At 41.9% G+C, this 23,734-nt stretch carries 18 protein-coding genes; 9 read left to right on the plus strand and 9 right to left on the minus strand.

What is annotated here, in order from left to right; all coding sequences use genetic code 11:
* Nucleotides 1-567: 567 nt before the first annotated feature.
* From OL444_RS08380 to OL444_RS08405, 6 genes are all read left to right on the plus strand, one after another.
* Nucleotides 568-2,223: a tetratricopeptide repeat-containing sensor histidine kinase gene (locus OL444_RS08380; RefSeq protein ID WP_264733667.1), complete on the plus strand. Its 1,656-nt coding sequence runs from the start codon at nucleotides 568-570 to the stop codon at nucleotides 2,221-2,223.
* On the plus strand, nucleotides 2,220-2,885 hold the full coding sequence (locus OL444_RS08385) for a response regulator (protein WP_264733666.1): 666 nt from the start codon (nucleotides 2,220-2,222) through the stop codon (nucleotides 2,883-2,885). Before OL444_RS08380 ends, OL444_RS08385 begins: the two co-directional genes overlap by 4 nt.
* 200 nt (nucleotides 2,886-3,085) lie before the next feature.
* Nucleotides 3,086-3,295, plus strand: a complete 210-nt coding sequence (locus OL444_RS08390; protein ID WP_264733665.1) for a hypothetical protein — start codon at nucleotides 3,086-3,088, stop codon at nucleotides 3,293-3,295.
* A 391-nt stretch (nucleotides 3,296-3,686) separates the two neighbouring features.
* Nucleotides 3,687-5,684, plus strand: a complete 1,998-nt coding sequence (locus OL444_RS08395) for a phospholipase D-like domain-containing protein (RefSeq protein ID WP_264733664.1) — start codon at nucleotides 3,687-3,689, stop codon at nucleotides 5,682-5,684.
* A complete protein-coding gene (locus tag OL444_RS08400) occupies nucleotides 5,677-6,672 on the plus strand; it encodes a hypothetical protein (RefSeq protein WP_264733663.1) in 996 nt (331 codons plus the stop codon). The genes OL444_RS08395 and OL444_RS08400 overlap by 8 nt, the downstream gene beginning before the upstream one ends.
* Nucleotides 6,673-6,716: 44 nt before the next feature.
* Complete coding sequence (locus tag OL444_RS08405; RefSeq protein WP_264733662.1) at nucleotides 6,717-8,087, plus strand: DUF4236 domain-containing protein; 1,371 nt, start codon at nucleotides 6,717-6,719, stop codon at nucleotides 8,085-8,087.
* Between the two features lie 86 nt (nucleotides 8,088-8,173).
* On the opposite strand, the gene OL444_RS08410 is transcribed toward OL444_RS08405, so the two are convergent.
* From OL444_RS08410 to OL444_RS08420, 3 genes are all read right to left on the minus strand, one after another.
* Nucleotides 8,174-9,460, minus strand: coding sequence for an EndoS/ChiA family endoglycosidase (locus OL444_RS08410; RefSeq protein WP_264733661.1), 1,287 nt, complete (start codon nucleotides 9,458-9,460; stop codon nucleotides 8,174-8,176).
* 535 nt (nucleotides 9,461-9,995) lie between these two features.
* A complete protein-coding gene (locus tag OL444_RS08415; RefSeq protein WP_264733660.1) occupies nucleotides 9,996-10,925 on the minus strand; it encodes a helix-turn-helix domain-containing protein in 930 nt (309 codons plus the stop codon).
* A 6-nt stretch (nucleotides 10,926-10,931) separates the two neighbouring features.
* Nucleotides 10,932-11,795, minus strand: coding sequence for an NmrA family NAD(P)-binding protein (locus tag OL444_RS08420; RefSeq protein ID WP_264733659.1), 864 nt, complete (start codon nucleotides 11,793-11,795; stop codon nucleotides 10,932-10,934).
* A 349-nt stretch (nucleotides 11,796-12,144) separates the two neighbouring features.
* On the opposite strand from OL444_RS08420, the gene OL444_RS08425 reads away from it, so the two are divergent.
* Nucleotides 12,145-12,372 (plus strand): hypothetical protein, encoded by a 228-nt coding sequence (locus OL444_RS08425; protein ID WP_264733658.1) that lies wholly within the window; start codon nucleotides 12,145-12,147, stop codon nucleotides 12,370-12,372.
* A gap of 48 nt (nucleotides 12,373-12,420) precedes the next feature.
* On the plus strand, nucleotides 12,421-13,227 hold the full coding sequence (locus OL444_RS08430) for a PDDEXK nuclease domain-containing protein (protein ID WP_264733657.1): 807 nt from the start codon (nucleotides 12,421-12,423) through the stop codon (nucleotides 13,225-13,227).
* A 173-nt stretch (nucleotides 13,228-13,400) separates the two neighbouring features.
* Here OL444_RS08430 and OL444_RS08435 read toward each other — a convergent pair whose 3' ends face one another.
* From OL444_RS08435 to OL444_RS08460, 6 genes are all read right to left on the minus strand, one after another.
* On the minus strand, nucleotides 13,401-14,180 hold the full coding sequence (locus tag OL444_RS08435; protein ID WP_264733656.1) for a zinc metalloprotease: 780 nt from the start codon (nucleotides 14,178-14,180) through the stop codon (nucleotides 13,401-13,403).
* Between the two features lie 30 nt (nucleotides 14,181-14,210).
* A complete protein-coding gene (locus tag OL444_RS08440) occupies nucleotides 14,211-15,248 on the minus strand; it encodes a DUF1735 domain-containing protein (RefSeq protein ID WP_264733655.1) in 1,038 nt (345 codons plus the stop codon).
* A 30-nt stretch (nucleotides 15,249-15,278) separates the two neighbouring features.
* Nucleotides 15,279-16,856 (minus strand): SusD/RagB family nutrient-binding outer membrane lipoprotein, encoded by a 1,578-nt coding sequence (locus OL444_RS08445; RefSeq protein WP_264733654.1) that lies wholly within the window; start codon nucleotides 16,854-16,856, stop codon nucleotides 15,279-15,281.
* Between the two features lie 27 nt (nucleotides 16,857-16,883).
* Complete coding sequence (locus OL444_RS08450) at nucleotides 16,884-20,318, minus strand: SusC/RagA family TonB-linked outer membrane protein (RefSeq protein ID WP_264733653.1); 3,435 nt, start codon at nucleotides 20,316-20,318, stop codon at nucleotides 16,884-16,886.
* 174 nt (nucleotides 20,319-20,492) lie between these two features.
* A complete protein-coding gene (locus OL444_RS08455) occupies nucleotides 20,493-21,737 on the minus strand; it encodes a FecR family protein (protein WP_264733652.1) in 1,245 nt (414 codons plus the stop codon).
* Nucleotides 21,738-21,817: 80 nt separating this feature from the next.
* The gene (locus OL444_RS08460; protein ID WP_264733651.1) at nucleotides 21,818-22,495 is read right to left on the minus strand and encodes an RNA polymerase sigma factor; all 678 of its coding nucleotides are present in this window, start codon (nucleotides 22,493-22,495) and stop codon (nucleotides 21,818-21,820) included.
* 277 nt (nucleotides 22,496-22,772) lie between these two features.
* On the opposite strand from OL444_RS08460, the gene OL444_RS08465 reads away from it, so the two are divergent.
* Nucleotides 22,773-22,895 carry a transposase gene (locus tag OL444_RS08465; protein ID WP_264733650.1) on the plus strand — a complete coding sequence of 41 codons (123 nt, stop codon included), beginning with the start codon at nucleotides 22,773-22,775 and terminating at the stop codon, nucleotides 22,893-22,895.
* Nucleotides 22,896-23,734 lie beyond the last annotated feature (839 nt).

Genomic DNA, 23,734 nt, shown 5'->3' on the forward strand with positions numbered 1-23,734 from the left:
CTGATAACCGGCCTGGGAAGCGTTTACCGGCTTCCGTAATCAATGCTTTCTCCCCTTCCCAAAAAATGTAAGAAGCGCTTCTTACCCGCTTGCTGCGCAGCACCAAAGCTGTCTGCAGTGATTACTCACCTGCTAAAACTAAAACAAATGTTCTCCATTTTTATAGCCGTGTTTTGGGCATTGGTATGCCCAAGCCATACTAATATGACAAGTAATAATGATAATGGTTCACCAGTAACCACAATGGATACGGGTGGGGAAACAGGACATGTTCCGCCTCATCCCCCGATTCCTCCAAGAGGAAAATAGTTATACAGAGAAAGGCAAGTATCAGCTTGCCTTTCTCTTTTTATATATTCCTGCAAACGGTAACCCATATGTACAGCTTATATATTGATAGGAATCATACCTATACTAATAACGATGACTGTCCGGGGAAAAAATTTATATTTGTCTAGGTGTATGTTTGGCGTGTGCTATTCCCCTTTATAAAATCATTCAGGTAGATACATATCCCTTTTCGCTTATTTACCTGTATATCCTCTTCATCCTTAAGCTCAATTGTCATTGAAAACACTGCTTATCCTCCTCATCGTAACCACTTGCCTTTTTGCTTGCCGTCAGCAGCATGTGCCTGTTCTGGTAACCCAGGAGCCGGATTATGAAAAGGCCCAATCATTTTTACATATAAAGAATGATTCCGCCTTTTACTATTATAATAAAGTGGTGGGTACATTGGTGGATAGCATACAGATCGCCCAGGTCTATAATTTAATGGCCGCGCTGCAAGCGGATGCCGGTGACTATTATGGCAGCCAGGAAAACCTGTTAATGTCCCTGCGCTATTTAAATGAACAAAATGAACGGCATGTGTATTGTCTTTCTTCTGATTATAATGAGTTAGGAAACACCAGCCTAAACCTGAAAAATTATGATGCAGCTATCCACTATTATGATCTGGCATTGAAGTATGCACGAAATGATACCTTAAAACAGACGCTTTTAAACAACAAAGGTCTTGTTTACCAGAAGGAAGGCAACTATATGCAAGCCATTGCCATTTATGATTCCATCATTCATAAAAAAAATCTGGACCCAATGGGATATGCCCGGGTATTATCCAACCTGGCAAGAACCAAATGGCTGCGGAATACCGGTTATCGGGCGGCTCCGGAATTATTGACGGCATTGCAAATCAGGATCCAGGAAAAGGATGACTGGGGCCAAAATGCGAGCTATGCGCACCTGTCTGATTATTACATGGCCACGCATCCGGACTCCGCATTATTATATGCCGGTAAAATGTATAATGTGGCCCGGCAGCTGAACAGCCCGGGTGATGAAGCGGAAGCCTTGCAAAAACTAATACAGCTTGCGCCAGCCCATACCGTAAAGCCTTACTTCACCCGTTATCAGTATTTGAACGACAGCATACAAACTGCCCGGAATAAAGACAAAAACCAATTTGCCCTCATTCGTTATGATGTGGCCAAAAACAAGATGGAAAACCTGCAGCTGCAAAAGGAAAATGCAGATAAAAAGGTACAGATTATACAGCAACGCATCCTGATTTACGGTGTTATCCTGTTAATGGTGGCGGGTCTTTTTACGGCAATCGGCTGGTACCGCAAACGAAAACAACGGATTATCCGGGAAGAAAAGCTGAAAAACTCCCGGAAGGTACATGATGTTGTTGCCAATGGACTACATCGCATTATGTCGGAATTGCAATACCAGCCTGTTATTGAGAAAGAAAAACTGCTGGACAAAATTGATAACCTGTATAACAAGTCACGTGACCTTTCCTATGAAAAGCCTCCTGTCTATGAAGAAGGATTTCAAACGGAAATTATCCAGCTTTTAGCCTCTTTTCAGACAGATGCGATTCATATCATGACGGTAGGTAATAATGAACACCTGTGGGAAAATATAGCTGACGATACCAAAGAACACGTGAAACTTATCTTGCAGGAATTGCTGGTGAATATGAAAAAACATAGTGATGCCCGTAATGTGGCCGTCAGATTCGAGCAAACGGACGGACAGATTTTTATGCAATATACAGATGATGGTGTGGGGCTGCCAGCTGAACATACACCAGGAAATGGGCTGAAGAATACGGTTTCCCGTATAAAAAATATGAATGGCCGGATTACTTTTGACTCAGACCCGAAAAAAGGATTAAAAGTCCGGATTTCTTTCCCAATCGTATACATACCATGATTAAAAAGGTACTTATAGCTGAAGATCACGAAAGTGCAAATATTTCTGTACAGAAAACCCTGGAAGTACGGGGCATTGCGGACACCGACTACGTCTATTATTGTGATGATGCCATTACTAAAATCCTGCTGGCTTTACAACAGCATGATCCTTACGATCTGCTGATCACGGATCTCTATTTTGAAGCAGATGCACGTGCACAAAAAGTTCCGGACGGATTATCGCTGATACCTGCTGCCCGGAAAATTCAGCCGGACTTGAAAATATTGGTGTTCTCTGCGGAGAGCAAAGCTGCTGTTATTGAAATGTTGTTCGATAAACTGGGTATTGATGGTTATGTACGCAAGGCCAGAAATGACGCGAAAGAACTAAATGCAGCGATGGAAATGATCGCTGAGCACCAGCGTTATTTTCCCCGGCATCTCACACAAATCATCCGGCAGAAAAATGTATACGATTTCACGGAGTATGATATTACCATCATATCCCTCCTGGCAGATGGCATGCGTCAGAAAGATATCCCTGACTACCTGCAGCAAAATAATATCCGCCCTTCCGGGTTAAGCAGCATAGAAAAACGGTTGAATACCATCAAAGAGGTATTTGAATTTTCCAAAAATGAGCAACTGGTGGCCTTTTGCAAAGACATGGGCATTATTTAACCAACACGCTATCCGCACATAACATTAGCCTGTTACCTTTTACAGGCTAATGCTGTTTTATATTGTATATACCCGCCGCTTATTTTCCCTATAACGCGCTTCTTCTGCATTAAAAATATCGGATTACGGTTTCCCGTAAAAACCATCCTTACCCAATAACTAATTTTGATACATCATTCCTAACAATAAAAAAGACCACTATGAAACTAAGCTATTATGTATCAAAAATTACGCAAATGAACGGCGACCATGAAGTTCATGATCAGAACTGTAACTATTTGCCTACGTTCGATAACCGATTGTATCTGGGACAATTTGAATCCTGCCGGGATGCCGTCAACGATGCAAAGAAGTACTATTCAGAAGCGGATGGGTGCCAGTTCTGTTCACCGGATTGTAACAAACGATAACTCCTGCTTTACGCATACCTTGTTCTAACAGCTCCTTCCGCCCATAGGATTGTTTAACACCCTTTCTGAAACCTCCTGCATAATAAGCTGTAACTGACTTTAATCAATGAAAACGTTTCTATTGGCATATTGTCTTTTTAATTCCGTTAGCTGCATGGATACTACTGCCGTATATATCTGCAGTAGTAAAAATGTCAGAAAGTATCACTACAAAGCAGATTGCAGAGGATTGAAGAATTGTCAGTACAAGATTACCAAAACAACACTGGAGAGTGCCACCCGCAGTAACAAAACGCTTTGCGATTGGGAACGGCGCTCTTCAGCTGTAGCGGTACCATCTCCCATATTCTGAGTGTAGTATATTACTTAACTCCAAATTCCCTCCTTCACCATGGAACTCATCGATCAGCAAGTCATTAATGACAACAAGGAAATTTATGCTAAAATCCGGCATGAATTACAACAGGCAACCACTGAAATTATGGTGGCTACCGGCTGGTTTACGGATGAAGATTTATTCAATATTTTGTCTGAGAAACTAGACCAGGCGGTTGCCATAGAAATCATTATCGCTGATAACCCCGATAATGAAAAGCTGGATTTTAATCAATTGGCCGCAAAAGGGGCCGCCGTTTATAAAATAAAGAGTAATGGCTATGGCATGATGAATCAGAAGTACTGCGTCATTGATAAACGCATTGCCCTACATGGCTCTTATAACTGGACTATTAATGCCAAAAAGAATAATCACGAGAGTATTATCAGTACCAACCACGCCGCTACTATCCAGGCATTAATAGAGAACTTCCATCAGGTTAAACAGCAGATTCTGGAACAGCATAATGAACCTGTTCCGGTTATTATTAAAACAGAACTATCGAAAGAAATACCGGTAACCCAATCCATAAAAGCAGGCACCGAATTTGAAAAAGTACTGGACGCCATGATTGCTGCTGAAATAGGTAGCTTCGACCGTAAACTAATCCGGGAGCAGGGTTTTGAACGGTGTAGTGCCAATAACGGTGATCATCAGGTGTTATATAAGGCATTTGACACCTTGTATGCAATTTTTATCAATGATATTGATGTGATCGACGATAAGAAAAAGCGACTCATTGCCAAAATTGAAGAATACCGGATCAAAAGCCAGGATAATTTAGAAAAAAAATGTGAGCTACAGATCGATTTCCTGGAAAGGGAAAACGCCATTACCAAAACCAATCTGGAAGTAAAGGGCATAAGACTGGCCGCTGAAATAGAAGCGGCCACTAAAAATATTCATGACATAAGAGATCATAAAATACCTGTTAAAGAACAGGAGTGTGCCGTAGTAGATAAGCAAATAAAGCTGGCGGAACAAGCAACAGTGAAGCCCCGGTTTAAATGGTTTGAGTTTATTCCGATTGTAATTTTTAATGCAGCCCTCCTGAGCTATCTGTTGATCTTTTATTCGTCTGCAGCCTACATATTGCTTTTCAGTGTAGAAGATGCGCATTTACAGGAAGTACAGAATATTCCGGTGGCTGCTGCACAGATTTTTAATCCGGAAGCGCTGACAAAAGCATTAAGCAAACCCGGGACCGCTACTTTTTTTATCTTCCTTTTTGTATTTATTCCATTGGCTTTTGCCATTGTAGACCAGTTCGTGCATCCCAAAAAAAAGCAACTGGTATCGGTGCTGGGATTTATATTCGGCATCATTGTGTTAGATGGGGCTATTGCCTATAAGGTTACGGAGGCCGTGTATGAAGTGAATTATGCCCAGGGAAATGTTACTACCCATTGGATGCCCGGTATGGTGTTTAAGGATACCAATTTCTATCTCGTATTTGTATTTGGTGCTTCCGGACTGCTTTTATTTAAACTGGCTTTTAAAAAGCTGATCTACTTCTTTGAAGAACGGAGTCCGGATATTATCGCACAACGCAATCAACTCAACATAAAACACCTGCGGGAGGAAATGGCCGTTCACACGAATCAGATCACTTTGTTGAAGGAAAATGTAATGATACTCGAAGTAAACATTGTGCAACTAAGAGTAGACGTGAAACATACGGAACTGGAACTGCGGGAGCTGCCCATCCGGTTAAACCAGGACTTACAAAAAAAGCGTGGCCAACGATTGAAAGATGCAGAAAACATAGACAAGATAGCGGCTATCTATACCATACATATACAATCGGACAATCTGCCTGTTTCTGTAGATGCCTTAAAAGACCGGATCAATATATTTTTGGAAGGATGGAATGATTTCCTGCATCAGGAATATGCGATACCCAAAGCTACTGCCAAAACCGCACAGGCAGCTGAAGTAGCAGCCAGGTGGCAGGGAGAAAAGCTGTATATCAGCAACATTGATAAACGTGTAAAAATTACCCAGGATGCATAAGCTCTTTTTCTGCTGCCTTGTGGCACTGCTGCCTGTCTTTAAATGCTACACTCCACAGACAGTCCACCCTAAGCCGGATACCGGCAAAACGTTTACGACTACGCATTTTAATATACTGTTTGTACCTGATCTGTCTAATCGGGTTGATCCGGACCGATATAAACGCCCACTTAATGATGTGGATATTCTGTCTATTATCACCAGCAATTTATATCCTGCTATACTCCGGTTTAAAAGATCAGAATATCAGAAAGATAAATTGACCATTGATTTTATCAATAAAGGATTAATCAGCCAGTATAAGGTGAATACGGATAACCTATTGATTGATTTTGGCAGATTTGCCAATCAACTGGACCGCATTCACTATATCACCGGGAACAATGGTGTAAGTCAAACACTCAGCAAAGATATCTATGACATGACAACGGAGTTTACCCGCATGAATGGCCTTGCGGTCAAGCAAAATGTGGGTGCAGACATCTGGAGTTATTTCCACCAGGGTATAGATGAAAAGAGAGTACTCGCTGCGGAGAATCCGATTAAGTATGGCAACAACAGTTATGTCAATACCTATCGCAACCTCCTCATCCTGCTCACCGACGGATATATTGAGGCGGGTATCTTTAACCAGGGATTTGATCTGAGTAAGAATACCATCAACCGCTTCCGGAAAGCATTTTTAAAATCCGGGGAAAATAATATGCAGCAGTTTCTGGAAAAAAATAAACAGTTTCAGATAAAGCCCGTAGACAATGAATACCTGAAAAACCTGGAGGTACTGGTGATGGAAACCTATGATCGTTCTTTGTCGAAAGATGGTGCTGCTACTGTACATCCAACAGATATGGAGATCATTAAACTGTGCTGGACTTATTGGTTGCAACAATCCAATATCAAACGGTTTGAACTACATCCCTATGCCGCTTCCAAAGATGAAGCGGAAAAAACCATCCTCAATTTTATAGGTATTACTAAAGTAAAATAACGACTGATTCCGACGATCCTTTTCCTACATCACAACTTATTGTTATGAGCTGGTCTTATCGAAAATCTATAGGTGTTGGCCCTTTTCGTGTCAACTTTTCCAAAAGCGGGGTGAGTTACTCCGTGGGCGTAAAAGGAGCCCGTGTACATGTAAATACCCATGGAACATATGTTCACTTAAGTACACATGGTATCAGCTATCGCCGGAAAATAGCCGGTCCTGCTACCCCTTTGCCACCTGTCATACCACAAAGAATTACTGTTGAAACCATCCATGAAATAACGTCGGCAGATGTCGATCAGCTGACTGATATTGATTCCCAGGCATTTATTACTACACTGAATCAAAAAGGTAAACTGGTTTCCTATGTAAAACTATGGGGGATACTGCCGTTGTGCGCTATCCTGTTGCTGCTGTTATTTACTTCGGTTGAGCGGCAACAGCAAATCATACAACCGGCCAGCGACAGCACTATTGTGCGGGTATATGCAGCTACCGGCGGGAATATCCGGCAGGCGCCGGATGTAAAGTCCCCGGTTGTACAAAAGGCAACTTATGGGCAAACATTTTTAGTACTCGATGCTGCCAATCCGCAATGGTATAAAATAAAGCTGGCTGATACGATTGCTTATATCAACCATGAGGTGGCAGATATTGATTACATCTTTCATGATCAGGTGAGTGAAACACAATGGCACCCGGTAAACGAATACCTGGTGTATGAACTGTGGCTTTGTTTTTTTTGTTTTGTACCCCTGATCTATTGGTTGAAAAAGCTGGACAGGAAGCGATTTGAAATGGAATTGCATTACGACATGGATCATAAATATCAGCAGGTTTATCAGCAGTTTAAAACGCATTTTACCACCTTCTCCAGATCGGCCAGGATCTGGCAGTACCTGAACGCACAGCGAACGACTGATCAGAAGCGGAACGCAGGTGCTGCCAAATTAATAGAAAGAATCAAGGTGCGCGGTATCACGGAAGATAAAAAGCCCATGCCGTATTTTATTACCAACGTAGCGATTCCCTGCATATCCTTAAATAAGGTGGAGCTGTTTTTTCTGCCTGAACGGCTGTTAATAAAACGGGGTTCTACTTTTGCTGCGGTATTTTATAAGAATTTACACATTACCAGTAAGGTGATCCGGTTTATTGAATCCGACATCTTACCCAACGATGCTAAAGTGATTGATTATACCTGGCAGTATGTGAACAAGTCCGGTAGGCCGGACCGGCGCTTTAATAACAATCGTCAATTACCGGTATGTGCTTATTCCGAATATACATTTACTTCCAATACCGGTATTTTCGAAATTATCTCTACTTCCAAACCTGCTGCCATGGATGACTTTGGCGGATTCCTCACGAAAATAGGAGCGCTCCAACACCGAATTGGGGAAACGTGCAAATGAAAATGCGCTCAGTTTTTACTGAGCGCATGTATGTGGAGTATGTTGAAATAAGTATCAGCCTTTACTATTGAGGCGAAAAATAACTGCTACTGTATTTTTACAGAGCTCATTTTATCATTCGCATTGGGAGATAATCCGCCCAACCAGCTGTTGTTACTGGTCAATGTCCAGGAGGTACCGGAAAAATTATCGTCTGCATAGAGGATGACAGTCCAGCCGGCCGGAATTTTTACAGAAGATGCCCAGTCATTTACCACTCCCTTTGTCTGTAATTGAGATAAGATATAATTGCCTTTGGCAATGGGCTGAGAGGCAGTACCACCATAATTGGCATCCTGGTAGAATACCACGCCGGTGCTTCCGGTGCCGCCGCCGCCGGGATTCATGATCTGAATCAATTGCTTGCTGACGATGTAAGTAGGCGCATAAGCCGTGTTATCTGTGGAAGAGGTCAGCGGGGCATCTCGGTCTATGGCATAGCTGAATACACCGCCTTTCTTACCGGTAGCAGGTTCCCAGCGGGCATAGTCATAGGCACGACCGGTACCGTTTACCGGATAGGTGACATCATACCATACATTGGAAGGATATCCTCTTTCTTCATAAAAAGAAAACCCGGGTACAAACTGCGAAGCGTTGATATAAGGGGAGAAACTGTTCCAGGTAGATTGTAAGGTACTGGCGCCACGGCCATAGGCCTGCAGCCATACATAGTCGACGAGGGTATATACTTTTTGGAAAAGACTGTTGTTGCCATTTTGATTGGTATCAAACGTCAATAGTTTGCCGGTACCGGATTTTGGACCAAGGTATTTAGACAGGGCCTTATACACACCCGCCATATCTGTCAGGGTTTGTCCGGAGGGCGTGCTTTCTATATCGATGTCATATCCATCGAAACCATATTTATTTACGACGCTATCCATGATATGTTTGGCGGTCAGGGCGTATCCAACAGAATCATGTGTAGCACCCGGAACGAGGTCTAATCCTCCTGTCAGAATTACTTTGGTGCCTTTGGTATGCAGGGTATTGATCCATCCGGGTACCTGGTTGGCTACCGGAGAGCTGGGAGAGAAGCAAAACAGGATTAATATATCCAGGCTGTCGGGTACCTGGGAAAAATTGGTGCCAAATGGAGCAGGACCATAACATGGGCCTTCCAGGCGATAAAAAGCGGCATAAATTTCATGAGGCCGGCTTTTGTATGCTCGCAGGCTATCCAGCGATTCGGTAACCACTGCGCTGGCAGCCATGGCAGATTCATTGTGGGGGAGTGCTTCCGAAGAACGCAATTCTTTGGTACAGCTGGCGCCGGAAAGGAGGATGATGAAAGCGGTGATTAATCTGAACGATAAACATTGCTGTTTCATTTGGATGAATTTTATGATGAATAATAATGCCTGCTGTAAAATCATGACATAACGGAAATCACTTCAACATCCTTGTGTGGTGTGTAGCATAACTGGTGTGATAACGGATGGTATTCATCTGATCGATTGATGCCTGCAGCTCAGACAATTTATTCGGGCAACCTGCGGGTTTGCATAACCATTGGCATTACCGGACTAAGTTGGTATGGCAACAATATTGCTATTGCTGTTACTGAATGCGCGACTACCTGTTGGTGATGATGCATGGTGCTTTAATAATGGGGTAACATTGTTAAAGCATGACAATGCCGGGTTCAACTACTTTTCATTATTCATGGAATCAACTTTGTAATAATAACGCTCGTTTTAGATAACATCGACAGATAGGGTAATTTACATTATAATCAGCTGTATTTAGTGTATTTTTTTCGCCAAAATGCATACTATTTTGCGATGGAGGCTTCTGTTGTTATTACCTGAATAATGCAAACAGCGTAATCATCCGCCAGGCTGTAGCACCAGCGCAATGTATAAATTAATGTCTGCTGAATTTTCTGAATGCCAGTGGTGAATAGTTTGTCTTTGTCCGGAACAATTTGGAAAAAGACTGCGGGTATTCAAATCCCAGTTCAAAAGCAATTTCATTTACAGAAAGGTCGGTGGTTACCAGCCGCTCTTTTGCCTTTTCTATGATCTTTTCCTGTATATGTTGCTGCGTACTGTTGCCGGTAAGCATCTTTAACAGGCTACTCAGGTAGTTGGGAGAAATATTCAGCTGACCGGAGATGTATTTTACAGTAGGAATGCCGTTCTGTGCCAGTATTTCAGGCGTGAATGCCTTTTCCAGCAATGCTTCCAGCTGGTTCGCAATACTGTGATGTGTGATTTTACGGGTAATAAACTGCCGTTGGTAAAAGCGTTCAGCATAACCGAGTAAAGATTCGATCAAGGAGATAATAATGCCCTGGCTGAATTGATCGATGTTGGTACTATATTCCTGCTCAATATTCCGGAATAGTCCTTTCATGGTCAACTCCTCCTGTTCAGACAGGAATAATGCTTCATGCATGGAATAACCAAAAAACTCATACTGCTTTATTTTCTTTGCCAGCGGGGAGTTCCATAGGAAGTCAGGATGGACTAATAACAACCATCCTGACTGATTTATTTCTTCTGTTGGATAAGCATAGTAGCTAAACACCTGCCCTGGTGCAATAAATCTCATCTGGCCTTCATCAAAATCCTGTTCCTGCTGTCCGTACTTCATTTTTACCACACAGGGCAGGAATTGCTTCAACCCGATGAAATAAAAATCGGTGGTCAGTGGTGTTTCCAGGTGATTAGGCAACTCCTTGATAGTGGCGATGTCGAATACCGCAATAAGGGGATGTTTTGATTTGGGCAACCCTCGCAGCTGTAACAGCTGGCTGATGCCTTTTATTTTCAGCGGCAGGTTTCCGGACATAGTCATTTAGTTTTGATGGTACCAGGTAGCAAATGTTTTGGCAAAATCCCGCAGTTTTGTTTTTCCTAATACCGGTCTGTTAAGGTAGTAATCTTTCTGGGCATTTCCGTTATGCATATTTTCATGCATTTCTACAAGTAAGCTGGCAAATACATCCGTCATGCCAGCTGCTTCCAGGTCTTGTTTGAGTTGTTCTCCGGGTATTATTTCCCATTGCAGGTCTGGTTTTCCGATGGCTTCCCCGATGATCTGTGCTGCCTGGGTGCAGGTGAGCTCTTCACTGGCTACATACCTGATCTTTGTGCCGGTGGCTACAGGTGTATTGATCTCTTCCGCTATCGCTGCTGCGATATCCTCCGGCGCCACGAAGGCGATCATATCGTCTCCGCCGTAATTAGAATGGATCACGCCCTGTTGCCGGATCATATCTTTCAGGATATAAAAGTTACTGTAAAAAACACCCGGGCGCATAAAAGTAATGGCTACGTCTGTCAGCGTTTTCCATTCTTTTTCCGGTTCTACGGATTTCAGGCAGTTGGCTATCCAGCCGGTGAGTACAACTGCCCGCTTTACACCTGTTTCCCGGATGGCCTGAATATAGTTGTCTGTATACCCTGACCATGCCGTTAGTTCACTGGCTGTGAAATCCAGTGGATTCATACAATATACTACATCTGCCTCTTTGAATGTTTGTATGAGAAAAGGCAGGTCCTGTATTTTACCAATAGCAGGTTGAGCCCCCAACGCTTCTATCTGCGGTATTTTGCTGGCATCTGAACTGATGAGGGTTACCTGGTGTCCTTCCCCGGTGAGGATTTTTGTGAGTGGTTTACTGATGTTGCCCAGAGAACCGGTGAGTACAATTTTCATTTTAGATGATTTAATGTAGGGCAAAGGTCCGCTGGTGAGTCGGGGAAAAAGTGTTCAGATCTCAGAAGATTGTATGAAAATGTATGAAAAGGAAATTTGTTGTTCACCCGATTCTATACCAGCTGGAGATCTTTTATAAAAGCATCATTATTTTTCTTTGGAATAGAGGTACTTGTTCCCGTATGCCACCTCCGCGTTATCTTTTTCGTTCAGTCTTGAGGTTGATGATGATTTTGTCTGATTATACCGAAATTCATGTGATGATGAAAGCCTACTTCGCTCTACAATGACGGAAATGATTTATTTTAGCTAACACATTCTTTTTTGCAAAAGGCTTATTACTATAGTTATGAATACAAAAGAAGTTATCAATATTGAAAAACTAGTTTACAGTATTCAAGAGACCAACCACTATTTTTTAAATCAGGCTCAAAAACAGGTAAATACTGCTTTAACATTACGTAACTGGGTAATAGGTTTTTATATTTTAGAGTATGAGCAACATGGAGAAGATCGTGCAGCCTATGGACAAAGGTTGTACAAGGAAATAGTTGTTAAGCTGAAAAAAGTGGCGTGACAGCTATCAGAGAGCGACACTTTAACTGATTTACATAATGTTACAATTTTGCGGACACTGTCCGCAAAATCCATCACTACGGAAAGTACAACTAACCAACCAATAGTAGATAATCTCAAAACTACTTCTGATCTTTTGCCTAACAGGCTTAGTTTTTCTCATTTTATAGAGTTGCTGAAATCAGATACACCTTTAAAACGTAGTTTCTATGAAATAGAAACCATTAAGAATAATTGGAGTGTACGGGATTTGCAACGGGCAATAAATAGTATGTTGTATGAGCGTACTGGGTTAAGCAGCGATAAACAAGCTATGCTGGAAAGTCAAACAAAAAGTGAAGGATTGAAACCTGAGGATGTATTTCGTAACCCATATATGTTGGAATTCTTAGGACTGGAAGAAAAAGCAGTATATACGGAAACAGAATTGGAACAGGCGATCATTAACCATCTGCAAACTTTTCTATTGGAAATGGGAAATGGATTTTGTTTTGAAGCCAGGCAACGGCGTATTACATTTGATAACACACATTATCGTATTGATCTTGTTTTCTATCATCGGATTTTAAAATGCCATGTGTTACTGGATTTGAAAATTGGTGAATTTACGCATGCGGACGCTGGACAGATGAATGTTTACCTAAATTACTATAAGGAGCATGAAATGAATGAAGGAGATAACCCACCGGTAGGTATTATATTGTGCGCGAATAAAAATGAAAATCTGGTAAGGCATGCAACGGCAGGATTGCCACAACAGGTCTTTGTATCAAAATATCTTATTAATCTGCCCAGTGAAATTGAATTGGCGAAGATTATTGAAGAGGAGCAATACAAATTGAGCAGAGATATTTAATGTTTTATTCAGAGAAAATCTATATGTACCATTTCTATTTATTGTGCAAGTGCCACTTGCACAATTTACATGTTATCAATACATTACTTAAAACAAAACGGGAGGCAATATTGCCTCCCGCTTTGTTTTAAGTAATGATGTACGCTTGCATATTATTTTATCGCAAATAATACTTAATAAACATCATATGGTGCTTTGAGGGAATAGTACCAGTTTAATTGAGCCAGATCGCCCTTTGTAAATACATAAAATGGGTTGGTGCCTGCATCAAAGTCGGCTGGTGTGCTGCTGTATCCTATCAGGGAATGGGTAGGGCCATAGCTCGACATGATTGCCAGCGTAGGTTCTTGTACCGTATTATGTACATTTGGGATGGCCATTTCCGCTACATTGGCGTCATAATCGCCACTGGAAACGGCGCCGGTATGTCCATAACCAAGGATGTGTAAAAATTCGTGAATGATTAATCTGGTATAATATACATGTGCCCAGCTTAAATTCGTTTGATTTACATCCAGGTTGACGGACATGAGGTCACCTACATTGCCCGTACCATCGGGAATATGCGCCCATGCAGGCGCGGCATTTACCCCACTGTTGTCCGCTCTGATCACCACATCGTAAGTAGTCCCCAGTGCCGGAAGTACATCGCCATATGTGATGCTGGTGATGTTAATATTGGGAGATAGCTGACTGAGATACTTTTGGGCTACGGGAATGGCAGCATGGATAGCTTTGGCCACCACATTACCATCAGCGCCTGAAAGCCGGTTGTCGACAAATACCCGGATATTTTTACTTTTTGAAAAATCTACTTTCTTATTAAACCAGATATTGTCTGAGACCTTAATGCGGGTAAGGTTGTTTTCAAAAGACAGCTCCTGTTGCTTGTCTGATTTGGAGCAGCTAAAGCAAAATAACAGTGCTGCCAGGATTATATTTTTGTATGGCATAAAAAAACGTGTTTCAGGTTAAAATATAGATCAGGGTCTTTCTTTTATAAAGGTCAGGTTATCATAGAACCATACTTTGGCACCTTGCCATCCCCCTTGATAAGTCCCATCGTACATTAAGTAATATACCTTTACATTCCGGGTTGCCGGATCCCAGGCAGATGCGGTTGCTTCTGCAGGATTGGGGCTTAAACGCGCCGAGCGCCCTCTTACCGGGTCAGGTTGTCCGAAATAATTTGTAACACGTATGATCTGGCCATTTCCATTGGGGTTGAAATGTAATACCGGACAGAAATATCCATACCAGCTCCAGCTGTTGCTGGCAGTACTCCAGAATATATGTGCGTTTAATGGTTGGCCATTCGGATCGAGGTAACCATTGTTGAATGCGTAGGCATCTCTCATAATACAGGTGGAATCATCTACCGTGACTAAGTCCACTGTAGTGCTACCGATAAAGGTATTCTCTGCGAACTGATAGTCGGTCATACCGCCGGATCGCAGGGAATATAAACCGTCGTATTTGTTTTTAACAATCAGTTTGTAATGCACATAGAACCTGTCGGCGCTGATAGATAGCGGTTTGGGCACTGCTGTAATACGATAGGCGGCCATATACTTGTCGTCCGGTTTTACCTGTAGCGTATTCACTAATAGTTTAAAGTAGCCGATGTTTTTGCCTGCCGGTATCGTTACTTTTAAGTTTTCACTGACGATGGTATTCTCCGGGAAGAAGCGCCAGTTTGTTCCGTTAACGATGTTGTATTTGGTAATGGCAGCGGTATCCCTTGATAGGGTTACGGTTACGTCGTAGTCTAAAGTACCGGTAGTATTGCCGAGATAAACCGGAATGCTGATCGTATCTACTGCTTTCAGGGTAGAAGGTAACCGGGAGATCGTTTTTGTGCGGCTATCTATCGAAGTGGTAGCGCCATCATCTTTCGGCGCCAGTTCTACGATGAAGGTGCCCGGTATATCCGACAGAGATGCGCCAAATTTATCTTTCAGGCAAGACGGCAGCGCCAAAGTCAGGAGGCTTATATATATCAGTTTAAAATGCTTTTTCATCTTTCAGTATTTTGTAGGTACCAGGAAAAATTATCTACCCCAGAATATTTTTTTGGTCAGTAAATCTGCTCCTTGCGCGTTTACATTATCCTTATTGGTAGCGTATTCTATGCTTGGATAAAAAACTCTTTTAGGTAAAGCGGGTGCGCCCGGGTATTTGGAACCATAAATATAGGTAGGCCATCCGGTGCGCCGGAAATCAGCATAAGGTTCAAATGGATTGACGCCATTCATGGCAATCCATTTCTGTGATAAGATGGTTTGCAGCGGATCGCTGGTCAGCTCTATATTGAAGTTGTTGATCTTACCGGAAGTCTGGGCCATGTAACCATTGGCATCTTCAATAGCATTATTGGGCTGGTAGGAAATACTGCCGGAAGGATCTGGCAAAGAACCTTTGTATAAATAGGTAAAGTTGGCGCGCACCCCATTTTTGTATAGCTCTTTATAATCACCCGGAATCAGATTCCTATAGCTGGCTTCGGCTTGCAGGAAATAACTTTCAAAAGCGGTAATCATCGGAATAGGCTGACTGATATTTTTGATAATGCCAAAGCCATTCGTACCGGAGAAACTGCCATTTACCTTATCCCCCCAGGAGAAACCTGATAAGGTATCATTATTAGCGGTAGGTATGCCAAAATAAGCGCCTTTAAAGTGGTCCGGATTATTATCATATGGAGCGTACACCCTGTATAACCGCCAGTCGCCGTAGCCATTGAATCCATCCAGGTAAAAATTAACGGCTGCCGCATTGGCCCGATAGTAGTTGTAGCTGGAGGTTTGCTGATGCTGGCTGATATTCCAGAATCTTTCTACCATGGGGTTACCTTTGCCGCTTTGGTTGAAGAATCCGGGATTTACATTTCCTTCTGTTTGTATACTTGAAATGTATCCATCGGCTGCTGCACTGCTGCGCAGATTATTTAATGCAGTGGCATAATAAGCCGGTTTGGTTGGTAATTGACTCACTCTGAGGAGTAATCTTAACTGGAGCGTATTGATAAATCTGATCCAATTGCCCTTATTCCCATTGTACATAATATCACCTTTGGGGGTATTGCCGGTCCATTGCTTAATCAGGTTTCTGGCACTGTCCAGTTGCTGGTACAGATCATTATAAATAGTGGCGGCATCATCATACACCGGTGTAGGGTATTTATCGATCTGTAACGCCTGCGAGTAAGGAATATTTCCAAACAGATCAATCAGGTTATGATAACAAACGACATTCAGTGTTTTCACGATACCCCGGTAAAAGTTATTCCCGTTTGCATGCTGGTCTATGTACTGTAAATTACCAAGATAGCTGTAGTAGCTGGTCCACATACCCTGAAACCACTTGTTGTCGAAGGTGTAATTGAATACATAGGAGTTCACAAAAGAACCGCCGCCTATGGTCCAATAACCCATCCAATACGACATGTCATCTGATCCCATATGCTGTATGGCGGCAATACTCCTTAACTGTGGAGACAGCACCAGATCGACGTCTACGTTGTTGGGATTATTGGGATTATCTTCATTTATATCGAAATATTTTTTTGAGCAAGCCGACGTCCCTGCTATCAGCAACAGAACGAGTAAATATTTAATGACTACTTTCATTTTGTAAAAGTTTCCTGTTGAAAAAAATTAAAATCTGACACTGATACTTCCACCTATAAATCTTGTGGGCGGTGTTTGTGAAGTGTTGGTGGTGCCATCTGCATTATAGGCGCCGCCAAGATTAAATTCGGGATCAGTCCAGATATTTTCTGTCGGTCTCCACATCAGCAAATTCCTGCCGGTAGCGGATACGGTAACGCCCTGGATATTTTTTAATCTTTTAAAGGCAGCTGCCGGTACGCTATAAGACAATACCACTTCTCTCAGTTTCCAAAAAGCATTGCTGGTAACATAGGGTGTTCCCACAGTGCTATATGCCTGCCAGAACTGGTATACATTGGCAATTTGTCTGGAATTATTCTCTACATAATGTCCGCTTCCATCATCATAAACAGAATTAGGGAATATAAACCGCTCGCGATTACCATAGGTAGAGTGTTCGGAGGCGCCTGTCCAGTCTAATAATTGCCCGATCTGGTTAAACAATACACCACCGCCTCTGTAGTCTGCTACGATGGAGAGTGAGAAGTTTTTGTAGGAAACGGAGGTATTCAGACCTATGCGGTAAGGTTGGAAAATAGAGCCCATGAACTTATAGGCTGCTGCGCGTGTAGGATAACCGTTATTGTCAACGATAACTTTTCCTGTGGCAGGGTCCCTGGCAAAATCTGTTACTTTTAATGCCGGGAAAGCATGACCTACTACTGCATATGCATCATTTGTCATCGACAAATCAGCGCCATCATTAGGTAATGAAATTACTTTATTATTGATATAGGAGAAGTTGGCGCCTATATCCCATCTGAATCCGGTAGATCTGTTATCAATGAGGGTCAGTTTGATATCTGATTCTACCCCAAAATTGGAGGTTTCACCACCATTCACCAGCATGGCCGAAAATCCTGTTGTAGGAGATACCTGTGTGGGAATGGTCTGGTTTTTTGTTCTTTGCCGGAAAACCGTTCCGGTAAAATTAATTCTGTTTTTCAGGAAGCTGAGTTCAATACCTGCTTCTATTTCCGTGGTCCGTTCATCTTTCAGATTACGATTGGGAGCCAGTGTATTTTTGCTATATCCTACACTATTATTGTAGGGGTAGTTGGAAGCCACGTTGAAGGATGGTGTAGTCAGATAAGCGCCGTAAGTACTGATGGTACTTAAATTTACCTGGCCTGTCTGGCTGTATGCCACTCTTACCTTTGCAAAATTCACCACGTCATTGTTGAACAGGTTGGGGAGTGCATCAGAAAGTACAAATGCTACATCTGCTGATCCGTAGGAGAATCTTCTGTTAGCAGCTGCTAATATAGAAGTCCAGTCGAAACGATAACTACCATGTACAAACAGGTATTTATTGATACCGAAAGATAAATCAGCAAATGCGGCCTGCTGATTTAGCGCGGCCATGCTTTCGCTGGCATTTTGCTGGCCAATATAGCTAGATACGTTATAAAAGTCGTTAAAGGCAAGGGTGGAGGCGCCAAAACCTTCCTGGTTGTATCTGTCCTGCATGATGGAGTGCCCCAATAAGAGTTTGGAGCTAATGTTTTTTGACAGCTCTTTCTTGAATGTCAATAACAGGTCTCCCGTAATCTTTGATTCAAAGGAGGATCCGCCACTGGTAGTAGGCAATAATGTCTTTCTGTTGGATGCCTGGGTACCACCCGGAATATTATAGGGATTGCTTTGCTCGTAATCAGAGTATTTCCAGCCATTCCCGGTATTTTTATAATTGTATACACTATAGGTATAACCGAACCGGTAGCTGGCTTCTATATTGTCTGTTATCCGGAGTCTTGCAGCTACATTTCCCACCAGTTTATTATCGGTGCTTTTTGTTCTGAAATTATACAGGTTCCACCACGGATTATCATTCCAGGCATTGTAGTAGTTGTCCGGAGAAGAAAAGAAGCCGGTTTTGAACCAGTTTAAGTCAACGTGTGCCGGAGAATTCAGGATCTGACCATATAAACTTCCTCTGTTCCAGATCTCGTTTGTGCTGGTGTTGGTATAGGCCAGCGCATAATCGATGTTCAGTATACTGTATTTGGTACTACCATTCAGTTTAAAGAAGTTTTTCGACAGCTTATTTTCCGGAATGATATCTGAACGATTGGTGCGCTGGTAGGCTACATAAATCGATGAATTCTGAGAAGCGGCACTCAGGGATAAATCATACTGTTTGGTAATACCTGTTTGAAAAAAATCGGTGCGTGCTCCCTTTTTAGGTGAGTACGTAGTGCTTATCACAGTGTCTTTATAGGTACCGTCGTTATAAAATATCCGCTTCGGTGTTCCTACTTCCACCATACTGCCATCGTATTTAGGTCCGAATTGCTGATTTTCAAACGGAACATTGATCGGTTGTCCGGTTACAGGATCTACATAGGAAGATTCGCCTCCCCAGCCACCGTAGGTATATTGCAGATTAGGTAGTTTGGAAATGCTTTCCCACTGAATACTGGTTTTAAAGTTTATTTCTGTTTTACCGGCAGCTGGCTTTTTCGTGGTAATCACCAACGCGCCATTACTACCGTTGGAACCATATAATGACGCCGCAGCACTGCCTTTCAGTACGTTTACGCTTTCAATATCATTAGGATTGATATTATTCAGGATATAAGGTTGCACAATGGCTCCGTCTAATACAACGATAGCGGAATTGTTTCCGGTAATAGACCTGTTTCCGCGTAAGTTGATTTTATAAGACGGATTGAGGTTGTTGTCCTGCGTTTGAATGGAAAGTCCGGATACTTTACCGATTAATCCGGAGGTGGCATTGATATTTTCCGCCTGATTCAATTCTTTGCCAGTGATAGTAGTGGCAGCATACCCCAGTTCTTTAGGTTGACGTTTGATGCCATAGGCAGTAACTACTACTTCCTGCTGCAGGTTTGTTCGTTGTTTTAAATGAACCGTAATGGTCTCATCTTTTGTTACCGGAATTTCTACGGTTTCAGTTCCGATAAAGCTGATGACCAGTATCTTAGAACTGCTGGCGGGAACGGAAAGCTGAAAGCGGCCATGGGCATCGGTACTGGTGCCAAGTGCCGTACCTTTGATTCTGATGGTTACCCCTGTTAATGGTGTTTCTTTTTCATCCGTTACGGTACCTTTTATAAGCAGCGATGTCTGTTGCGTACCAGTAGCAGCGGCATTACGGTTCGGAGCGTCTGATACTACAATAATGTTATGTCCTACAATAGAGTAGTGCAGTGGTTGCCCTTTTAAACAGGTGTTCAGTGCAGCTGTCAACGGAACATTATGCAGGTTTACCGTGACAGGTGTGGTGAACTTCAATACCTCCTCGTTGTAGAAAAAAACATACTCAGTCTGGCGTTCAATCGCCGAAAAAATTTGTGGAATACGCAATTGCTCTCCTTTCAGCGTAACGTTTTGTGAGTAAGATTTGGCGCTCAATTGTATATTGATGGCCAATAGAAAAAGAAAGATCAGTTTCATCTTGTGTGGCTTCAGTTCAGGGCATGTAAATAGCGGTATTCTTTCGAATACATTTTTGAAGAGAATCATGTTTTTTCGATTGAGTAATGATCAATTGACTTTGGTGTCGCTTAAATTCTAACGTGCATTTTGTTAATTCAATAATCCATTTTCGGTTGATCCCTACAGTGGGAGTTACTTTTTATTTTTAATGACAATAGTGGAATTGCTTATCTCGTATTGGATATCATTCAGGTCTAATATTCTTAAGAATTCAGACAGACTTTCGTTGCGTTTTAATTTACCCGTGAATCTTACATCGGTAATATGATCTTCAAATTGAACATTTACATCATACCATCTTTCTATTTGTCGCATTACTACAGAAAGCGGCACAGCGGAAAATTGTGTATACCCGTTTTTCCATGCTATTACGATGCCCGGATCTGCTGGTGTGGTAAGGTTCATCTCTCCTTTTGGTGTGATATTTACCTGTTGGTTAGGGAATAATACCCGGGATTGCATGGTGTTGTATGCGTGTACTTTTACTTTTCCTTCTAATAAGGTGGTACTTACAAATGGTTCATTTGAATAGGCATTAATATTGAATTTGGTTCCCAGCACTTCCACTTTGTAACTCCCATTGGTAGCATATTTATTATCTGATTCAACAATAAATGGCATAGCCTGATGCCGATGATCTGTCAGGTGTGCTATTTCAAAATATGCTTCACCTGTTATGTATACTTTTCGTTCGCTGGCAGGAAAAACTACCGGGAACCTGATGGAAGATGCGGCATTGAGCCATACTTTACTACCATCTGACAGTTGCAGTGAATATTGGCCACCACGGGGTGTGGTGATGTTGTTATACATGATTCCTTCGGCTTCCTTTTCTGCCGCGCTATATATGATCTCACCTGTTTTCGTTTTTACTACGCGTCCTGCCCCCTGCGTGGCGAGCAAGCCATTCTGGACACTATCCAATGCAATGGTTTGTCCGTTGTGGAGGATAAGCGTGGCCTTGTTGTTTCCGCTGATGTTATGCCGGTCTGCCGGCGTGATTTGGGCTGATGGTGTACGGGAGGCATGGTAAACGTAATAGTAGCCAGACAAACCTATCAGTACAGCCACCATCGCTGCGGCTGTCCAATACCACCACCCGAGAGATGATACTCTGGGTGGTATATTGGTTTCAGTAGTTATAGGGTGTGTATTGGGCAGTATTTTACTTAATATCTTTTCGGCATCGCCCGTACTTAAAAATGTATTTATTTGTGCCGGATGTTGGTTTATGTCCTCAATAGTTTGTGTGATCAGTGCTTTTACGGTTGTTTCATTTTCGGTAAGCGAGAATAATTCAAATAGCTCCGCTAGTTCCGCCCCGGAACAGTTATCATTTATATACTTATGGAATAATTCCGACAATCGATCCTGCATAAATGATTAGATAAAGGCCACTAATAATACTAGACGCACGGTATTTATGCAAAGGGGTAGATGAAATGAAAATATTTTTTTCAGAAGACGATGGTGTTGTGTAATGTATTTGAAATCAATATATTAGTCTCTTTTAAAAATACGTTGGCGGCATGCGGATAGGAATGGGAATCGCCCAGACCGTGCGTGTAATCGCAAACGCATAAGAAAATTACAAGTAAGAAACTTTGGTCCCGCAAAAAGGTTTGCACAATTTTATTGGCCGCCATAATATGTTTCTTGACGGTTTCTTTGGAGATCTTTAATTGTGCTGCTATTTCATCATGACTAAATCCTGCTGTTCTGCTTAAATGGTATACATGTTTTTGTTGAGGTGTTAATAAGCTGGCCGCCAGGGATAGGGTAGCCTGCAGATCACGCAACTTAATTGATTCTTCCGTGCCGCTATCAACATCAACGCTGGTTTCATGAATCTTTCTGATCGCTTTTATTTCTGTTTTCTGTTTTCTTAGCCTGCTATAAATATTATTCCGTACCATGGTATACAGGTAGGCCTCAAAATTGTCAACTTCGTGGAGTGATTCCCGGTTTAGCCAGATAGTCGTAAATACATCCTGCAATACATCTTTACTGTTAATGTCTGATTTCAATAATTTTTGAGCAACGAAATATACTTTTGCCCGATGCTTTTCAAATAGTTTTACGAATGCAGTTTCGTCGCCTCCTGCTATTGCACGTAAAAGTATTTTATCCTCCATTGTTAGCCAGTTACTTAGCCGTAAAATAGTGAAAATATAATTATAAGCAGACATCGATCTTTGTGGCGCGAAAGTCAGGAGGGTAAATGCTTTAAGACAAAATGGAGTGTGGTATAATTGAGTGATTTTTTGCGTATTTATGGGTAATTTATAAGTAGTTTTATAAGAAGAAAAGTTTTAGGAGTATGGGTGGTAAAGTTCATAATTATTTATAGCGCTTGTGCCAGTCTGTTTTGACGGACACTAAGTTAAATTTGAAAATATTAGTTTAGTACATATGTCACAGAGAAAGACTTACAGCAAAGATTTTAAGGAAGAAGCCTTACGTTTGGTGACACAATCGGAAGTAACACAGATTGTACAAGATCCGGGTATTCATCCCAATATGTTATATATGTAGAAGCGCCAATCAGAAAGGCATTTCCAGGGCAAGGAAATGCTACGGATGCTGAACTGTCTCAACTTCAAAAAGAAAGTGCCCGGCTGAAAGAAGAAGTGGAAATATTATTGAAAAGTCATTCGTTGCCATTCAATATCAGTTGCATACACTAACTTGCAATCACTATGCTGGCCCTTACCATCCCTACTCTTTATCTGTAATTCATCAGTCCGGCCTTCTATTAAGTAACCCTTCAAAATGAATAATCATGAAAAATTTTGAATTATTAGGTAAAAGCCTAAACAGAAATGCTATGAGAATTATCACTGGTGGTATGACTTACGCTCAACAAAGTGGTGTTCTCTGTGATGACGTAGACTGTCAAATTGGGTGTATACTCGCTGGACACCACGGAGGTTACTGTTACTTCCACTTTCATTGTTATTGTAATTATTAAGAATGGAACCAGGCATGGCGAAAAACTTCCTGTTAAACGAATGCCCGTTATGGGTTTCAGGAATTGGAATTTGGGAGTAGATAAATTAATCATTTAATGAACAGTTATGGTTCCATTTTTATTATTTGTAGCGGTAACCATCATTTGATAAATGGTAGTTAACGGGAGTGAAGTAGTATAAACTGACCTGGGAAAATTAAAGAGGAATCGACTAACAATCCGACTAAAAATGCAAAGAAACCCGTTCAATGAGCGGGTTTCTTTGCATTTTCGCTGGGTGGAGGGGGCAATGTTCGAGCTTATTTGTTGCAGATTGGAGACAATAGTAGTCTGTGGTTCTTAAATTTAAGATGGCGGTAGATCATTATGGGGATTTGTTTTTCTATTTAAATAATGTGTAAAT

The sequence above is a fragment of the Chitinophaga nivalis genome (assembly GCF_025989125.1).
Taxonomy (GTDB): domain Bacteria; phylum Bacteroidota; class Bacteroidia; order Chitinophagales; family Chitinophagaceae; genus Chitinophaga; species Chitinophaga nivalis.